Genomic DNA, 17995 nt, shown 5'->3' with positions numbered 1-17995 from the left:
GCCGATAGCATGAGCTCGAAAACCGACACCCCGCAGTCCTCGGCCGAGGCCCTGCGCTACCCCTGGGAACAGCATCCCGGCCCCGAACAGGTGGTCGAGGTGCGGCCCGGCGTGTTGTGGGCGCGGCTGAAGCTGCCGTTCCGCCTCAACCACGTGAACATCTACCTGCTCGCCGATGGCGACGGCTATGCGATGATCGATGCCGGCTTCGGCAACGAGGAGACGATCGAGGCCTGGACGAAGCTGTTCGACGGACCGCTGAAAGGCGTCAACATCACGCGCCTGATCGTCACCCACTCCCACCCGGATCATGTCGGCCTCGCCGGTTGGATCGTCGAGCGGTTCGGCTGCCCGCTGGTGATGTCGCAGGTCGAATATCTGCAATCGGTCTATCACCAGAACCGCGGCACCGAGGAGCGGCGCGAGGCGCAGCGGCTGTTCTTCCGCCGCCATGGCATGGACGAGTCGCTCACCGAAAAGCTGCTCGGCCGCGGCCAGGACTATCTGAAGCGCGTCTCGGTGCTGCCGCCGTCCTACCGCCGCATCTCGCATGGCGACGACGTCGTGATCGGCACGCGCCGCTTCAAGGTCATCACCGGCGGCGGCCACGCCCTCGACCAGGTGATGCTGTATTGCGCCGACGACAAGCTGTTCCTCTCCGCCGACCAGGTGCTGAGCAAGATCTCGCCGAATGTCAGCGTCTGGGCGGTCGAGCCCGACCAGAACTCGCTCGGCGAATATCTGGCCTCGCTCGCCAGCCTGACCACGACGCTGCCCTATGACGTGCTGGTGCTGCCCGGCCATGGCGTGCCATTCTACGGATTGAAGACCCGCATCAAGCAGCTCGCCGACCACCACGAAGAGCGCTGCCGATTGATCGCGGAAGCCTGCCGTGAGGTGCCGCAAACCTCGCGCGCTCTGGTGCCCGTGGTGTTCAACAAGCACGTGCTGGACGAGCACCAGATGGGCTTTGCCGCCGGCGAGCTCGTCGCCCACGTCAACTACATGATCGTCGAGGGCCGCCTCACGCCCGAGATGCAGGACGGCGTGCTGCAGTTTCGGACGACGTGAGTTATTCGCCTCTCCCCGCCTGCGGGGAGAGGCCGACACGCGAAGCGTGGCGGGTGAGGGGGAGTCTCCGCGAGTCCAACTCTCACCATCATTGCCGAAACAGCCCCTCACCCCAACCCTCTCCCCGTAAGAACGGGGCGAGGGAGCAGACCTCCGGCGCGGCTGGCGCCTCACTTCATATTCGCGATCGCGTGCAGCGCCGCGATGTAGCCGAACGGCCCGAGCCCGCAGATCACGCCGGTCGCCACGTACGAGATCTTGGAGTGCCGGTGATATTCGTCACGGGCGTGGATGTTGGAGATGTGCACCTCCAGCACCGGACCCTCGAACGTCTTGATCGCGTCCATGATCGAGACCGAGGTGAAGGAGAGGCCGGCCGGATTGATGACGATGGCCTCGGCGTCCTGCCGCGCCGACTGGATCAGATCAACCAGCACGCCCTCGTGGTTGGACTGGTGGAAGGCGAGCTTGAGGCCGAGCCTGGCGGCCGCGTCCTCGCAGCTCGCGTTGACCTCCGCGAGCGTCGTCGTGCCGTAGATGTGCGGCTCGCGGATGCCGAGCATGTTGAGGTTGGGGCCGTTGAGGATCATCACGCGCTTCATGGAAGGGTCCTTTCGAGAGCCTGGTTGAGCAAGGAAAGCGCGCGCCGGGCTGCGACGGAAGACCATAGGCTGGGTCGCCCCGGCAGATGGTGCAGAGCAGCATTATATGTCGCGCAGGATTGATCGGGATCAAACTGAGACGCGCCGGATAGGGCATTTTGCCCAAATGCCCCACAGATCCAAATGTGGGATAGCGCATAGACATTGGAGCTGGAAAAGCTCTAAGTAGACCCGTCCCCTTGGTCAGGTTCCGTTGCAGGTTTGCCGATGGATTACGCCCAATTCTTCGATTCCGCCCTCGATCGTCTCCACACCGAGCGGCGTTATCGCGTGTTCGCCGACCTCGAACGCACGGCCGGCCGGTTCCCGCATGCGGTCTGGCACTCGCCCAAGGGCAAGCGCGACGTCGTGATCTGGTGCTCCAACGACTATCTCGGCATGGGCCAGCATCCGAAGGTGGTCGGCGCCATGGTCGAGACCGCGACGCGCGTCGGCACCGGCGCCGGCGGCACCCGCAACATCGCCGGCACGCATCATCCGCTGGTGCAGCTCGAGGCCGAGCTCGCCGATCTCCACGGCAAGGAAGCCGCGCTGCTGTTCACCTCGGGCTATGTCTCGAACCAGACTGGCATCCCGACCATCGCAAAGCTCATTCCGAACTGCCTGGTCCTGTCGGACGAGCTCAACCACAATTCGATGATCGAGGGCATCCGCCAGTCCGGCTGCGAGCGGATCGTGTTCCGCCACAACGACGTTGCGCATCTCGAAGAGCTGTTGAAAGCGGCCGGTCCCGATCGGCCGAAGCTGATCGTCTGCGAGAGTCTCTATTCCATGGACGGCGATGTCGCGCCGCTCGCCAGGATCTGCGATCTCGCCGAGAAATATGGCGCGATGACCTATGTCGACGAAGTCCACGCCGTCGGCATGTACGGCCCGCGCGGCGGCGGCATCGCCGAGCGCGACGGCGTGATGCATCGCATCGACATTCTCGAGGGCACGCTGGCCAAGGCGTTCGGCTGTCTCGGCGGCTACATCGCCGCCAACGGCCAGATCATCGACGCCGTGCGCTCCTATGCGCCGGGCTTCATCTTCACCACCGCGCTGCCGCCGGCGGTCTGCTCGGCCGCGACCGCCGCGATCAGGCACCTGAAGACGTCGAGCTGGGAGCGCGAGCGCCACCAGGACCGTGCCGCCCGCGTCAAGGCGATCCTCAATGCCGCCGGCCTGCCGGTGATGTCGAGCGACACACACATCGTACCGCTGTTCGTCGGCGATCCCGAGAAGTGCAAGCAGGCTTCCGACCTGCTGCTCGAACAGCACGGGATCTACATCCAGCCGATCAACTATCCGACCGTCGCCAAGGGCACCGAGCGCCTGCGTATCACGCCCTCGCCCTATCACGACGACGGCCTGATCGATCAGCTCGCCGAAGCGCTGCTGCAAGTGTGGGACCGCCTCGGCCTGCCGCTGCGCGCGAAGTCGCTGGCCGCGGAATAGGCCTCTTTTACCCTCCCCTGGAGGGTAAGAGCGGGCGGACAGCTCGCCCCACCGCTTAACGACGCCGGCAGTTCCTACCGCCGCACGGCATTTCGCTGTCGCCTGCACTCGCTCAACGCGCTAGGTTTGCAAGGAAAATGAGCTCGGGCGCCGCCGGCGCCCAGGGAGAGAGCCCCCGACCCATGCTGCACGATTGGGGCGTGATCGCCGCCGCCTTCGGCTATATCGGCTTCCTGTTCCTGGTGGCGAGCCACGGCGACCGCCGCTCGCCGGCCGGTCGCGGCCGCGCCTCCGGGCTGATCTATCCGCTGTCGCTGGCGATCTACTGCACGTCCTGGACCTTCTTCGGGTCGGTCGGCTTCGCGACCCGCACCTCGACCGATTTCCTCGCGATCTATGTCGGCCCAATCCTGATGATCGGGTTGGGGGCCGGGGTGCTCCGACGCGTGATCCAGCTGGCGAAAGCCCACAACATCACCTCGATCGCCGACTTCATCGGGGCCCGCTACGGCAAGAGCCAAGCGGTGGCGGCGACCGTCGCCGCAATCGCGATCATCGGCTCGGTGCCCTATATCGCGCTCCAGCTCAAGGCGGTGGCTTCTTCGCTGGGCACAATCCTGAGCGAAGACCAGGCCTTCTCGCACATCCCGATCCTCGGCGACATGGCGCTGATGGTGACGCTGACGATGGCGGCCTTCGCTGTGCTGTTCGGCACGCGACAGACCGACGCGACCGAGCACCAGCACGGCCTGATGCTGGCGATCGCGACCGAATCCATCATCAAGCTGGTCGCCTTCCTCGCCGCCGGCATCTTCGTCACCTTCTGGATGTTCTCGCCGCATGAATTGATCGAGCGCGCGATGAGGACGCCGGAAGCGGTGCGCGCCATCACTTATTCGCCGTCGATCGGCAACTTCCTGACCATGACATTGCTGTCGCTGTGCGCGATCATGCTGCTGCCGCGCCAGTTTCACGTCAGCGTGGTGGAGAATTCCTCGGATGCCGAGGTCGGCCGCGCGCGCTGGCTGTTTCCGCTCTACCTCGTCGCCATCAACCTGTTCGTGATCCCGATCGCGCTCGCCGGCCTCGTGACCTTCCCGTTCGGCACGGCCGACCCTGATATGTACGTGCTGGCCCTGCCGATCGAGAGCGGCGCGAACCTGCTCAGCGTCGCCGTCTTCGTCGGCGGGCTGTCGGCGGCAACCGCCATGGTGATCGTCGAATGCGTCGCGCTCTCCATCATGGTCTCGAACGACCTCGTGGTGCCGCTGGTGCTGAAACGTCGGCCGGAGGGGCGCGCCGGCGGGGCCGATTTCAGCAACTTCCTGCTGCGCTCGCGCCGGCTCGCGATCTTCGCCATCATGGTGATGGCCTATTTCTACTATCGCGCGCTCGGCAGCACCCAGCTCGCGGCGATCGGCCTGCTCTCCTTTGCCGCCATCGCCCAGCTCGCCCCGAGCTTCTTCGGCGGCCTGCTCTGGCGGCGCGCGACCGCGCGCGGGGCGATCGGCGGCATGCTGGTCGGGTTTGCGGTGTGGCTCTACACGCTGTTCATGCCGAGCTTCATGGATTCCTCGACGTCAGGCATCCTGCTGCTGCAGCACGGCCCGTTCGGCATCGAGGCGCTGCGGCCGCAGGCACTGTTCGGCGCCGACCTGCCGCCCCTGATGCACGGCGTGATCTGGTCGCTGTCCCTCAACATCCTGACCTATGTGCTGCTGTCGCTGGCACGCCGGCCATCCTCCATCGAGCTGCTGCAAGCCGATCTGTTCGTGCCCAATACGCTCGCACCGATCTCCCCGAGCTTCCGCCGCTGGCGCAGCACCGTCACCGTGCAGGACATCCAGACCACGGTGGCGCAATATCTCGGGCCCGACCGCGCGCGACATTCCTTCGAGGCCTTCTCGGCGCGGCGCAACGTGCGGCTGGAGCCCGGTGCGCCCGCCGATTTCGAGCTGCTGCAACACGCCGAGCATCTGATTGCCTCCTCGATCGGCGCGGCCTCCTCCCGCCTCGTGATGTCGCTGCTGCTGCGCAAGCGGACGGTCTCCGCCAAGGCCGCGCTGAAGCTGCTCGACGATTCGCACGCCGCGCTGCATTTCAACCGCGAGATCCTGCAGACCGCGCTCAACCATGTGCGCCAGGGCATCGCCGTGTTCGACGCCGATCTGCAACTGATCTGCTCCAACCGGCAGTTCGGCGACCTCCTCAATGTGCCGCTGCATCTGATCCAGTTCGGCACGCCCTTGCGCGAGATCCTGGAGTTCATCGGCCTCGGCGATCCGAACGATCCGCTCGAGCGCGAGGCCCTGCTGGAACGGCGCCTTGCGGCCTACACCACCGACAGCGAGCCTTATCTCGAGCGGCTGCCGGAACGCCACATGGTGATCGAAGTGCTCACCAACCGCATGCCCGGCGGGGGCTTCGTCATCACTTTCACCGACGTCACGCCGAGCTTCGAAGCCGCCGAAGCGCTGGAGCGCGCCAATGCGACGCTGGAAAAGCGCGTACGCGACCGCACCGAGGAGCTGACGCGGCTGAACTCCGAGCTGGCCATCGCCAAGAGCGCGGCGGAGGACGCCAGCATCTCCAAGACGCGTTTCCTCGCCGCCGCCAGCCACGACATCCTGCAGCCGCTGAACGCGGCGCGGCTCTACGTCACAAGCCTCGTCGAGCGCCAGCACAATGGCGAGGAGACGCGGCTGGTCGAGAACATCGACGAATCCTTGCAGGCGATCGAGGAAATCCTCGGCGCTCTGCTCGACATCTCCAGGCTCGACGCTGGCGCGATGGCGACCTCGATCTCGAGCTTCAAGATGGCCGATCTGATGCGCTCGCTGGAAATCGAGTTCGCGCCGATCGCGCGCGCCAAGGGACTGGAGCTCGCCTTCGTGCCCTGCTCGCTGCCGGTTGAGTCGGACCGGCTCCTGCTGCGGCGCCTGCTCCAGAACCTGATCTCGAACGCGATCAAGTATACCCCGCGCGGCCGCGTGCTGGTCGGCTGCCGCCGCCGCGGCGCCTCGCTCAAGATCTGCGTCTACGACACCGGCGTCGGTATCCCCGCGGTCAAGCGCGGCGAGATCTTCAAGGAATTCCATCGCCTGGAGCAGGGCGCGCGGATCGCGCGCGGTCTGGGCCTCGGCCTCTCGATCGTGGAACGCCTGGCTCGCGTGCTCAAGCACGGCATCGCCATCGACGGCAATCGAAGCGGCGGCTCGGTGTTCTCGGTGACCGTGCCGACAGCGAAGGCGGTCACCCATACCGCGGCCGTGACCAGCGCGACGCCGCTGGCGCGCACACCGATCTCGGGCGCGCTGATCGTCTGCATCGAGAACGATGCGGCGATCCTCGACGGCATGCGCACGCTGCTCAAGGCCTGGGACGCCGAGGTGATCGCGGTCGCCGATCCCGAAGGCGCGATCGCTGCGATCGAAACCGCCGGCCGCCGCGTCACCGGCCTTCTGGTCGATTATCACCTCGATCGCGGCAACGGCATCGCCGCCATCCGCGAGATCCGCCGCCGTTTCGGCGATACCATCCCTGCGATCCTGATCACGGCCGACCGCAGCCCCGCCGTGCAGGTCGCCGCGCGTGACGAGAAGATCGCGGTGCTCAACAAGCCGGTGAAGCCGGCTTCGCTGCGTGCCCTGCTGGGCCAGTGGCGCACGCAACAAATGGTGGCGGCGGAGTGAGGCCCCCGGGGTCAATAGTCAGTCGATACGCTGAGCGCTCGCCACCTCTCCAGCTCTTCGAGGCGGAGCTTATCGATCGCAGCGATGGCGTCGACGGCATCGCTTCCGAGCGCAATGCGCAGAGGCGGGCGCTCCATATCGGCAAGCTTCAGAACCACGGCCGCGGCTTTGGCTGGATCGCCGGGCTGCCGGCCGTCGTAATCGCGCTGCATCCTGACGGCAGCGCCGACGAGCGCATCGTATTCCGGGCGTCCTTCGCCGGTCCCATGTGCGGCTCGCGCAAAGCCGGTGCGAAAGCCGCCGGGCTCGACGATCGTGACGTTCACGCCGATCAGCGCCATCTCGCGCGCCAGCGATTCCGAAAAGCCCTCGATACCCCATTTCGCGGCCGAATAGGCGGCGCGGGCTGGGGCGCCGATCCGGCCGCCTACGGACGAGACTTGCACGATGTGGCCACGGCGCTGCCGGCGCAGCACCGGAATCGCCGCCTTGGTGACGATAATGGTGCCTATCAAATTGGCCTCGATCTGCCGCCGGAACGAGTCCAGGCCAGTATCCTCGACCGATCCGAGGTCGCCGTAGCCGGCATTGTTGACGACCACGTCGAGTCCGCCGAACGTCTCCGCAGCAAGCGCGATGGCTGCCGGCGCGGCAGCTTCATCCGTGACGTCGAGCGTTGCAAGGCACAGTCTTTCAGCGAAACGTTCCCGCAACGGTTCAAGCGGTTGGAGCGTCCGCGCAGTGGCAACCACGTGGTCGCCCGCGGCGAGTGCCGCTTCCGTGATGGCACGGCCAAGCCCGCGAGAGCTGCCGCTGATGAACCAAGTCTTCAAGCCAGTCACCGTATGTCTCAAGGCGCAAGCCGCGTGAAGACATAGTCGCGGCTCTTGGCGCGGGCTTCGTGGCAGGCGAAGCAGGTGCGGTGCTGCGCCTCGTCCACCGGCTTGCCGTTGACGAAGCGGCCAAAGCCCCAGCCGCCGGTAGCCGCGTATTTCCTGGAATCCTTCACCATCACCTGGACCGTGGTGGCGGCGCCGGGAATCGTCGCGGACGCAAACTCGGGTGACTGTTTCCGCTTCCAGGCGCGCTTGACCAGAATGGTGCCGTCCGGGAACGGCAGTTTTCCGGCCTGATAGGCATCGATTGCAGTCTGGTTGCCGACAACAGCGCGCAGCTCGTCGAGCGGCGCCGCCTCTTCGGCCGGCGCGATCAGCTCCCACCGCTTATAGCCGGCTGGAATTGTGACGCCGAAGATCGGCGAGGCGTCCGCCGCGCTCTGTTCCGCTGGTCCTTCCGCGAAGGCGATCGTGACGAGGTAGGGCATGCAGGTCAGGAGCACGACGAGGAGGACCACGGTCAGTACGATCATCGTGGTGTGGAGAGATTTCTTCTTTTCGGGTTCGGCTATCGTCATGATGTTTCATCGGGCTCGATCAATGAGGCTGGACGGAGGTGCCGACGAATGCCTAGGCGCCGTTGGCGTCGATGACGGCCTTGGCGAAGGCTTGTGGCGCTTCCTGCGGCAGATTGTGGCCGACGCCGCCTGTGATCAGGCGAAACTCGTATCGGCCTGAGAACTTCTTGGCATAGGCGCTCGGCTCGGGATGCGGCGCTCCGTTGGCGTCGCCCTCCATCGTGATCGTCGGCACCTCGATCTGCGGAGCCGCGGCCAGCTTCTTTTCGAGATGCTCGTATTTTGCCTCGCCCTGGGCGAGCCCGAGCCGCCAGCGGTAATTGTGGATCGTGATCGCGACATGATCCCTGTTGTCGAGCGCCGCCGCGCTCCTGTTGAAGGTGGCGTCGTCGAACTTCCACTGCGGCGAGGCCAGCTTCCAGATCAGCTTGGCGAAATCGTGCGTGTACTTCTCGTATCCGGCCCGGCCGCGCTCGGTCGCGAAGTAGAACTGGTACCACCATTGCAGCTCGGCCGACGGCGGCAGCGGCATATTGCCCGCAGCCTGGCTGGAGATCAGATAGCCGCTGACAGACACCAGCGCGCGGCACCGCTCCGGCCACAGCGCGGCGATGATGTCGGCGGTACGCGCGCCCCAGTCGAAGCCGGCGACGACGGCCTTCTTGATCTCGAGCTTGTCCATCAGCGCGATGATGTCCGCGGCCATGGCCACAGGCTCGCCGTTGCGCGGCGTCTCGCTGGAGAGGAAGTGCGTCGTGCCGTAGCCACGCAGGTATGGGATGATCACGCGATAGCCGGCCTTGGCCAGGAGCGGCGCGACCTCGACGAAGGCGTGAATGTCGTAGGGCCAGCCGTGCAGCAGGATCGCCACCGGACCGTTCGAGGGACCCGCCTCGGCATAGCCGACGTTGAGAACGCCGGCATCGATCTGCTTGATCGCGCCGAAGGACGCATTCGATGCTTGGGATCGCTGCGGTTCCGTCTCGGCACGAGCGAACGCGATCACGCCGATGCCGGCGGCGGCGGCTCCGGTGGCGATGCCGAGAAACTGGCGGCGGTGCTGATCGATGAGCTGCTTCATGATGGTGTTACCTCGTCGTGGTTGATGATGGTGCGTCAGATCAGCGCGACCGTGACGTCGATGTTGCCGCGGACGGCCTTGGAGTAGGGGCAGGTTTGATGCGCTTCATCGATGATGCCGCGTGCGATCTCGGGGTCGAGTCCCGGCAGGCTGACATTGAGGCGCGCCCTCAGCGCGTAGGCGCCCTCGTCGAGCACCAGATCGATCTCCGCATCGATCGCGCTTTTCCTGGGAAGGGTCACCTTCTGCTTGCGCGCGGCGAGTTCCATGGCGCCTTCGAAGCAGGCCGACCAGCCGGCCGCAAACAATTGCTCGGGATTTGTGCCGATGCCGGCCCCGCCCGGCGGCGACAGCTTGACGTCGAGGCGACCGTCGGAACTGCGCGATATGCCGTCGTGCCGGCCTCCGCTGGTGTGGGTCCGGGCCGTGTAGAGCAGTTTTGCCGTTTGCGTCATGAAGAGCTCCTTGCCGTCGCGCAAACTGACTAGCAGCGACGCGCCCCGGAGACCCGTTTGGACTTGTGAGAAGTTGTGAGGCCGGCGCAGAAGCTGATGCGAGGTCTGCAAACAAGGTCTGAGGCCGATGCAACGCAGGCCTTGCGGGATGGCTGCCCTCTGGCTATCCGGTTCGCAAATGAGCAAGATTTCGCGATGACCACGCCGACCGGGCCAAGACTCTCGTTCGGACCATTCACCGTGGCGCCACATGAAAGGCTCGTGACGCGCGACGGCGTCACAGTGCCGCTGGGTGCGAAGGCCTTCGACGCGCTGACCGCACTGATGTCGCGGCCGAACGAGGTCGTCAGCAAATGGGATCTAATGGCGCTGGTGTGGCCCGGCATCACCGTCGAAGAGGCCAATCTGCGCTTTCACATCGCCGCTCTCCGCAAGGCGCTCGGCGACGGCAAGGACGGCGCACGCTACATCACGACGCTTTCCGGGCGCGGCTATTGCTTCGTGGCGCCGATCTCGCACACGCAGCTTCCGGCGGCGCGGCGCTCGTCCCCGCCAACGGAATTGCCGCCGGTCAAGCTGCCAAATCGGCTGCAACGGATGGTCGGGCGCGACCAGGCCGTCGCCACCATCTCCGACAAGCTTCTCACCTCGCGCTTCGTCACGATCGTCGGTCCGGGCGGCGTCGGCAAGACTGCCGTCGCGGTGGCGATCGCCCACGACCTGCTCGCGACGTTCTCCGACGCCGCGCATTTCGTCGACCTTGCCGCGCTCAGCGATCCCGATCTCGTGATCACCTCGATCCTGTTGATGCTCGGCTTGCCGGCCGAGACCGACGATCCCCTGCCCGCGCTGCTCGCGCATGTCAGGGACAAGCGGTTGCTGCTCATCCTCGACAATTGCGAGCATGTCATCGCCGCGGCGGCACCGCTGGCTTCGGCGATCTTCCACGCTGCGCCTGATGTCCACATCCTCGCCACCAGCCGCGAAGCCCTGCGCGTCGAGGGCGAGCAGGTCTATCGACTGGCGCCGCTCGCCGTACCGCCTGATAGTGCCGGGCTGAGTGCGGCGGCTGCACAGACCTATCCCGCGCTTCAGCTCTTCATCGAACGGGCGACCGCTGGCGGCGCGCAGATCGCGCTCGACGATACCAACGCCGCGACTATCGCGAGGATCTGCCGCAACCTCGACGGCATGGCCCTGGCGATCGAGCTCGCCGCCGGCCGGGTCGAAGCTTACGGCCTGGAGCAGACGGCCGCGCTGCTCGATGAGCGTCTCAATCTGCTCTGGCAGGGCCAGCGCACCGCGCCCCCGCGACAGAAGACGTTGCGGGCGACGCTGGACTGGAGCTACGGGCTGCTGTCCGACATCGAGCGCCTCGTCCTCCGCAGGCTGGCGGTCTTCGCAGGTCACTTCACCATCGACGCCGCCCTCGAGGTCGTCCCGGATGAACGTGCCGACCGCTCCCATTTGTTCGATGCCATCGACAGTCTCGTTGCCAAATCGATGGTCGCGCCGCGGCCGGTCGGCGCCATGATGCGCTACCGTCTGCTCGATACCACGCGCGCCTATCTGCTCGAGATCGAGCCGAACGACGCCGCGCTCGCCGCCCGCCACGCGACCTACTACCGGCGATGGCTGGAGCAGGCCGGCAGCACATGGGCGGCAACGCCGAACGCCGACGAACGGGCGATCCACTTCTCCGCGCTCCACAATGTGCGTGCCGCGCTGGACTGGTGCTTTGGCGCGGGCGGCGACGCCACCGCCGGCATTGCGCTCGCCGCCGCGGCAGCGCCGATCTTCCTCGCGATGTCCCTCTTGATCGAATGCCGGCGCTGGTCGGAACGGGCACTGCTTGCGATGACCCCGTCCGCGCGCGGCAGCGCCGATGAAATGCACATCCAGGCTGCCCTCGGGCTGACCCTGATGTTCACGCGCGGCGGCAGCGAGGCGGCGCGCGTGGCCTTGAGCAGGAGCCTTGCGATCGCGGAGGCGCGCGGCGACGCGCCGAACCAGCTCCAGCTGCTCGGCCGCATGCACATCTTCCACGAACGGATGGGACAGTTCGATGCCGCGCTTGGCTATGCGCAGCAGAGCCTTGCGGTCGCGCAGCCGCTCGGCGATCTCGGCTCGATCGTCCTCGCCCATTCGTTGCTCGGGGTCTCGCTGCATCTGGCCGGCGAGCACCGCGACGCGCTCAAGATGCTGGAGGTCGCATGGCAAGGGCCGGGCGCCGAACGAATCAGCACCATCCATGGCTTCGATCATCGCAACCGGGCCGGCATCACGCTGGCGCGCGAACTCTGGTTACAGGGTCGGCCCGCGGACGCGCGGCAGCTGGCGCAACAGACGGTGACTGAAGCCGCGCAGATGGAGCATCCGATCACGCTGTGCATCGCGTTGATCTGGGCGGTCTCGATCTCGCTCTGGGACGGCGATCTCGACGGCGCCGAGCAGAGCATCGACCAATTCATCGCGCATGCCGAATCTCGCTCGATGGGTCCCTATCTCGTGGTGGGCCGCGGCGTGAAAGGCGAACTGGCGATCCGTCGGGGAGACGCCGCGCAAGGCGTCGATACGATCATGGCTTGTCTACGCGAGCTCCACGAGGCCGGCTACGAACTGCTCACCACGACCTTCAACATCGCACTGGTTCAAGGCTTGTTGGCGCTTGGACAGGTCGAGCAGAGTGCGCGCCTGATCGACGATGCGATCCGCCTCGTCGATCAGAGCGGCGATCATCTCTACATGCCCGAGTTGCTGCGGATGAAAGGCAGAGTTCTGTTGTCGCTGCCGGAGCCCGACGCCGAGCAGGCAGAAGCCCACTTCATGCAATCCCTGGATCTCAGCCGCCGGCAAGGCGCCGCGGCCTGGGAGCTGCGCGCTGCGATCGATCTCGCCGGGCTGTTTGCCGGACGCGGGCAGCGCGACGAGGCGAAGCGATGGCTCCAATCGGCGCTCGAGGGCTTTGCCGAGGGCGCCGATACGGCGGATATCAAAGCGGCCAGCGTGCTTCTGACCACGCTGTAGCGGATCACCCCGTCGGCGTACCCTGCTTCGTCGCTGCGCTCCTCGCAATGACGGCGCAAGGTGAACCGTTATCGACCTCAAACCAGCGTCTCGACTCGCAGACATGGCTTCGCCTTCTCGCGGCGCGTTTCGCCCGAGTTTTGCGCTTCGCGTCACGCCCTCCTGGAGAAAGGGCGCAGGGAAGGCCGGGTGCTGACATCGCACCCGCGGTCCGCTGCGCGAAATGCACACGCAGGAAGAACCGCACAGCAGCATACAGGTGGAGCCGAACACACGGCCTTCCCTGCGCGATGGTCGGACGGCTTATGCCGTGCTCTCCCGGGAGCCGAGTTCCCTCTGGCCTCCCTCGCCCTCACGAAAGTCACCGGCACCGCGCCGGTTGGCGCAGATGCCGCATCCGCAAGCGCTTGACCGTAGCAACGACGGCCAGGACCACACGGTTTTGCCGTTACGCAACCAGCGCCGTTCGTACAACGCGGCTTGCGAGGCGCTCACGGGGCTCGGCTCAATCCATCACCCCGCCCTGCGTCTCACATCCGCGACGGCGCAAATGCGTCCACCGCAGCCCGATCCGCGGCTCGTGACGACGTACGACCGCCCCTTTCGCCGGATCAGGGTGGGCGACATTTACGTTGAATCCGAATTTCTGTAAAGCAGAATATATGGCCGCCGATCGGTTGACCCAGCCGTTGCTGTTTTGCGCGACGACGGCCCAACCCCTAGGGGTGGCTCGGTCACGTCCCTGCAAATCATGTTTCGAAGAACGCGCACATGATGTCCCGTCGTCTCCAGCAGCAGCGCGAAAAGCGGAGAGCGTCAACCGCCCGGGTTGGACGAAAAGCGGAAGTGCTTCGGCGGACGTCCCTTAGTTCTTGGGCTGCCCGAAATCGACCAGCGGTGGCGGCAACTCGATGTCCGGAATCTCGATCTTGATCTTATCCAGATCCACCTTGATCGGGGCGTCCAGCAACCCGGTCACAGTGATCGGGAATGCGATCACGACCGCAACCATGATCGCCTGCAGACCGATCCACGGCACCGCGCCCCAATAGATGTCTGAACTCTTGACTTCCCTCGGCGCCACGCCGCGCAAATAGAACAGTGCGAAGCCGAAGGGGGGATGCAGGAAGGAGGTCTGCATGTTCACGCACAGCATGATCCCAAACCAGATCAAGGCGGCATCCGCGCCGACGACAGGCGTGAGGAGCTTGAGGGCGGTCGGCGCGATCATGGGAACGATAATGAAGGCAATCTCGAAGAAGTCGAGGAAGAAGGCGACAAAGAAGATGAACAGATTGATGAAGATTAAGAAGCCCCATACACCGCCCGGCAACGATGTCAGCATGTGTTCCAGCCAGACGCCCCCGTTGCAGCCGAGAAAGACAATCGAGAAACAGGTCGATCCAATGAGGATAAAAGTCACCATGCAGGTGATGCGCATGGTGGTCTCATAACCCTGCTTAACCAGCAAGCGCAGGTCGGGAATCCTGATTACCTCGAGACACGCCCAGGCCACCGCCAGATAGGCAATCGCGAACGCCATTTTGAACGGCAGATTAGGCGTGAAGTAGATGCCGATGATGGTGCCCACGCCGGCCGCGGCCACGCCCACGAGCAAGACCTTGTGACCGGCCGAGCTGAAATCCTTGTGATGGATGACGGCGAGGACGATCGCGCCGACGGCGCCCATGGCACCCGCTTCGGTCGGCGTGGCGAGCCCCAGCATCATCGTGCCGAGCACCACGAAGATCAGAACGGCGGACGGAATGATGCCCAGAAGGCATTTGCGCCAGAGTGCCCAGCCCTTGAGCGTCCTCGCTTCCTTCGGCACCGCCGGAACATGGCCCGGTTTGACGATGCTCAGAACGAAGGTGTAGCCCGCGAACAGCGCGATCTGGAGTATCGATGGCCCCCAGGCGCCCAGATACATGTCACCCACCGACTTTCCGAGTTGGTCCGCGAGCACGATCAAAACCAGCGAGGGAGGCACCAGCTGGGTTATGGTGCCGGAGGCTGCGAGCACGCCGGTGATGTAGCGCACGTTGTAGCCGTAGCGGATCATGACCGGCATCGAGATCAGCGCCATGGCGATGACCTGCGCCGCCACTGTGCCTGTGATGGCCCCAAGGATGAAGCCGACGATGATCACGGAATAGCCGAGACCGCCGCGAACGGGGCCAAACAGCTGTCCCATCGAATCCAGCATGTCCTCTGCGAGGCCACATCGTTCGAGGATCGCGCCCATGAACGTGAAGAATGGGATGGCCAGCAGCAGCTCGTTGGACAGAACGCTGCCGTAGATGCGCTCCGGGATCGCCTGGAGGAAGCTGAACTCGAAAAATCCCAAATGGATCGCGAGAAATCCGAACGAGAGCCCGAGGGCGGCCAGCGTGAAGGCGACCGGAAAGCCGATGAGCATCGCCAGCACAAGTCCGCCGAACATCAGCGGCGGCATCATCTCGATCGTGATCATTGGGTCGGCCGCTCGTATTTCGCATCGATGGTGACTTCACCGCGTAAGGCGGCGGCGCGCTTGATGACCTCCGAGATACCCTGCAAAGCCACCATGAAGAAGCCGGCCGGCAGGACGAACTTGATCGGCCACCGCAGAAGGCCGCCTGCATTGTTGGACATTTCGCCGATGACGAACGAATTGTAGAACATCCCCCAAGAGAGGTAGCTGAGGAGCAGGCAGGCAGGGACGAGGAAGACCAATGTCCCGATCAGGTCCAGCCACAGCTGGCCGCGTTCGGTGAGCATGAGATAAAGGATCTCGACGCGGACGTGCTCGTTGCGCTTAAAGGTGTAGGACGCGCCGAACATCACGATGACGGCGAACATATACCACTGTGTCTCTAGCCAGCTGTTCGAGCTGTAGCTGAAGGCGTAGCGGATCATCGCATTGACAGCACTCACGACGCAGGCCGCGAGCACCAGAATATTGCAGACGTTGCCGACCTTTTCGTTCAGCCAGTCGATAGCCGTACTCATCGCCAACAATGGGCGCATCGATGCCTTGTCCCCGCTCGCTGAGTACTATCCCCCAGGCGAGCAGGACCATGGCGCTGCATCAGCTGCCTGCCACGTCTGCGCGGGAGCTAGTTGACCCCTCCTGATGCTTCCGCCCGTTCTTGCTGTCGGTTTTCGGCAAGACACGTTCAGGTCTCAGCCGCCGCGTGAAGCAGGGCCACCTTTACCGTCGGCCAATTCCCGGTCAACAGGAAAATGGACAGTTTGCCGCAGCAATGTCTAAGTTAGCGTCACTAGGCTTAATTGGGTTGACCTTCGGGGCTTACCGGCGACGCGACCGGCGGAGGACAACCTCCAGCGAGATATCACTGCTCCAGAGGAGGATTTCGTGATCGGCGCATTCCTGGTCGTCTTGTCGATCGCTCTCCTCTGGGTCTTCCTGCCTCGCAACGGGCAGTCACATCGGTGGATGGAGCTGCCATTCTTTGAGACAGGAGTCCCCCTGGTGATCATCATGGCCTTCTCAGCTGGCCTGACGATGGTGATCGACCGCATCTTCTGACCGGTGTCGGCTGTCGAGGCGCGCCTAACCCTCGACGTCGTACTGCCTGCAGAGGTGATCCCCAATCTGGACCAGCATGGCAACGCATTCAGGATAGCCCGGCCGATCAGAGGTCGCCTGATCAGCGCTGGCCCGAAACTCCCAGGATTTTCCGTCGCGGAGGATGGAAATCGTCATTCCATCGGGACAGTCGGCGTGGACCTTCAACTCGGCTCTCGCCATGGCGACGAGTTCGCTTTCAGATTTTACGGGCTTGCTCATTCGTTGGCCCTTGATCTCCTAGCGGACAACCCCAGCGGCATCATCGTCGCTCGGCATCACCCAATCGAGGGCGAGCAAGCAAGCTTCCAGCAGAACTAAAGCAATAAGGCCGCCAACCAGGCCGAAAAAGACGATGGAAAAGGTCCCTAGTAAAAGCGCACAGAAGACATCTGCAAGCACCTTAGACGTGCGATCGGATTGGGTCTGGTTGGCTGTGAAGTACGGCATCTTCATCCTCCGGGGTTTGACCCCAACTTAGCCGCGTCAGCTACTGGCGGTCTATTCCAAACGACGGTTTAGCGGTCCAGCTAATCCATCGATCGACATGCCCACACGGGTCAAAACCGCCGAAGCTCTCATCGCGACGAATGATTGCGCTCTGCCGCGAGCCCGGACATCCGCCAGTTGACGCGCAAACGCTACCCCGTCGGCGTGCCCTGCTTCCACTGGCTGCCGGCGATCTTCGCCGCGGCAATCACCGCTTGCGTCCGGCTCTCGACGCCGAGCTTTTGCAGGATCGCCGAGACATGCGCCTTGATGGTGGCCTCTGAGACACCGAGCTCGTAGGCGATCTGCTTGTTGAGAAGGCCTTCCGACAGCATCATCAGGACCCGGACCTGCTGCGGCGTCAGCGTCACCAGGCGGTCGCGCAGGCGGGTCATGTCGGGATCGGCGGCGGCGGAGAGGTCGGTATCGGCGGGGACCCAGACGTCGCCCTCCATCACCTTGAGGATGGCATCGCGCAAGGTTTCGACCCCGAACCGCTTCGGGATGAAGCCGGACGCGCCGAAATCGAGCGAGCGGCGGATCGTGGCGCTGTCGTCGGATGCCGAGACGATCACGACCGGAATCGCCGGGTATTGCGCGCGCAGATAGATAAGGCCGGAAAAGCCGGAGATCCCGGGCATGGAGAGGTCGAGCATGACCAGATCGACCTCGGAGGTCTGCTCCAGGAGCTTGGTCAAATCCTCGAAGGTTCCGGCCTCGTCGATCCGGGCCGAGGGGAGAACGCCCGCCACCGCCTGCCGCAGCGCATCGCGGAACAGGGGATGATCGTCGGCGATGACGAGATGGGTCGAAGGAGCGTTCATCGTTCTCTAGCTGTCGTTCGCGGCGGATCGGCGAACAGATCCCGGGTGCGTCAATTCTTCCCCGAGCGGCCGTGGCATGCAAGTGGACATTATCCCTTTGCTGCAAAGGGGTTAATCCCCCCGGCTTGGCATTTGCACACCGGCGCTGGATACCGCAGCACCAGTGCGCAAGGCCGAAAGTCGTATTGGGGAGGGTTTCACGCCGATGTTACCTTGTGGCCAAGACCTGGGCTGATCCGGCACGTCCGGACATTCTGGGGGCGAGAGGAAAC

At 64.6% G+C, this 17995-nt stretch carries 15 protein-coding genes; 5 read left to right on the top strand and 10 right to left on the bottom strand.

What is annotated here, in order from left to right; all coding sequences use genetic code 11:
* The first annotated feature begins 9 nt into the window (after positions 1 to 9).
* Positions 10 to 1071, top strand: coding sequence for an MBL fold metallo-hydrolase (locus GA0061099_RS09235; RefSeq protein ID WP_035996672.1), 1062 nt, complete (start codon positions 10 to 12; stop codon positions 1069 to 1071).
* 170 nt (positions 1072 to 1241) lie between these two features.
* On the opposite strand, the gene aroQ is transcribed toward GA0061099_RS09235, so the two are convergent.
* Positions 1242 to 1673 (bottom strand): type II 3-dehydroquinate dehydratase, encoded by a 432-nt coding sequence (gene aroQ / locus GA0061099_RS09230; protein WP_036020614.1) that lies wholly within the window; start codon positions 1671 to 1673, stop codon positions 1242 to 1244.
* A 267-nt stretch (positions 1674 to 1940) separates the two neighbouring features.
* On the opposite strand from aroQ, the gene hemA reads away from it, so the two are divergent.
* Positions 1941 to 3170: a 5-aminolevulinate synthase gene (gene hemA / locus GA0061099_RS09225; RefSeq protein WP_036020612.1), complete on the top strand. Its 1230-nt coding sequence runs from the start codon at positions 1941 to 1943 to the stop codon at positions 3168 to 3170.
* A gap of 182 nt (positions 3171 to 3352) precedes the next feature.
* Complete coding sequence (locus GA0061099_RS09220; protein WP_036020628.1) at positions 3353 to 6862, top strand: PAS domain-containing hybrid sensor histidine kinase/response regulator; 3510 nt, start codon at positions 3353 to 3355, stop codon at positions 6860 to 6862.
* Between the two features lie 11 nt (positions 6863 to 6873).
* Here the strand turns inward: GA0061099_RS09220 and GA0061099_RS09215 are convergent, their stop codons facing one another.
* From GA0061099_RS09215 to GA0061099_RS09200, 4 genes are read right to left on the bottom strand one after another with little or no spacing between them, the layout of a single operon-like run.
* A complete protein-coding gene (locus GA0061099_RS09215) occupies positions 6874 to 7695 on the bottom strand; it encodes an SDR family NAD(P)-dependent oxidoreductase (RefSeq protein WP_036020610.1) in 822 nt (273 codons plus the stop codon).
* 17 nt (positions 7696 to 7712) lie between these two features.
* The gene (locus GA0061099_RS09210; protein WP_085971953.1) at positions 7713 to 8276 is read right to left on the bottom strand and encodes a cytochrome P460 family protein; all 564 of its coding nucleotides are present in this window, start codon (positions 8274 to 8276) and stop codon (positions 7713 to 7715) included.
* A gap of 52 nt (positions 8277 to 8328) precedes the next feature.
* On the bottom strand, positions 8329 to 9357 hold the full coding sequence (locus GA0061099_RS09205; protein WP_036020605.1) for an alpha/beta fold hydrolase: 1029 nt from the start codon (positions 9355 to 9357) through the stop codon (positions 8329 to 8331).
* A 35-nt stretch (positions 9358 to 9392) separates the two neighbouring features.
* Complete coding sequence (locus GA0061099_RS09200) at positions 9393 to 9812, bottom strand: organic hydroperoxide resistance protein (RefSeq protein ID WP_035996651.1); 420 nt, start codon at positions 9810 to 9812, stop codon at positions 9393 to 9395.
* A 195-nt stretch (positions 9813 to 10007) separates the two neighbouring features.
* Here GA0061099_RS09200 and GA0061099_RS09195 point away from each other — a divergent pair, with 195 nt between their 5' ends.
* A complete protein-coding gene (locus tag GA0061099_RS09195; RefSeq protein ID WP_036020603.1) occupies positions 10008 to 12839 on the top strand; it encodes an ATP-binding protein in 2832 nt (943 codons plus the stop codon).
* 865 nt (positions 12840 to 13704) lie between these two features.
* Here GA0061099_RS09195 and GA0061099_RS09185 read toward each other — a convergent pair.
* A complete protein-coding gene (locus GA0061099_RS09185; RefSeq protein ID WP_036020598.1) occupies positions 13705 to 15312 on the bottom strand; it encodes a TRAP transporter large permease in 1608 nt (535 codons plus the stop codon).
* Positions 15309 to 15848: a TRAP transporter small permease subunit gene (locus tag GA0061099_RS09180; protein ID WP_036020596.1), complete on the bottom strand. Its 540-nt coding sequence runs from the start codon at positions 15846 to 15848 to the stop codon at positions 15309 to 15311. Before GA0061099_RS09180 ends, GA0061099_RS09185 begins: the two co-directional genes overlap by 4 nt.
* 349 nt (positions 15849 to 16197) lie before the next feature.
* On the opposite strand from GA0061099_RS09180, the gene GA0061099_RS41055 reads away from it, so the two are divergent.
* On the top strand, positions 16198 to 16371 hold the full coding sequence (locus GA0061099_RS41055; protein WP_157785976.1) for a hypothetical protein: 174 nt from the start codon (positions 16198 to 16200) through the stop codon (positions 16369 to 16371).
* 24 nt (positions 16372 to 16395) lie between these two features.
* Here the strand turns inward: GA0061099_RS41055 and GA0061099_RS09175 are convergent, their stop codons facing one another.
* From GA0061099_RS09175 to GA0061099_RS09165, 3 genes are all read right to left on the bottom strand, one after another.
* Entirely contained in the window at positions 16396 to 16632 is a 237-nt protein-coding gene (locus GA0061099_RS09175) for a hypothetical protein (protein ID WP_025033504.1), read from the bottom strand.
* A gap of 18 nt (positions 16633 to 16650) precedes the next feature.
* Positions 16651 to 16860 (bottom strand): hypothetical protein, encoded by a 210-nt coding sequence (locus GA0061099_RS09170; protein WP_036020622.1) that lies wholly within the window; start codon positions 16858 to 16860, stop codon positions 16651 to 16653.
* 191 nt (positions 16861 to 17051) lie between these two features.
* The gene (locus GA0061099_RS09165; RefSeq protein ID WP_036020594.1) at positions 17052 to 17723 is read right to left on the bottom strand and encodes a response regulator transcription factor; all 672 of its coding nucleotides are present in this window, start codon (positions 17721 to 17723) and stop codon (positions 17052 to 17054) included.
* Positions 17724 to 17995: the final 272 nt, after the last annotated feature.

The sequence above is a fragment of the Bradyrhizobium yuanmingense genome (assembly GCF_900094575.1).
Classification (GTDB): Bacteria; Pseudomonadota; Alphaproteobacteria; order Rhizobiales; family Xanthobacteraceae; genus Bradyrhizobium; species Bradyrhizobium yuanmingense.
This window is presented reverse-complemented; position numbering and strand designations above follow the sequence as displayed.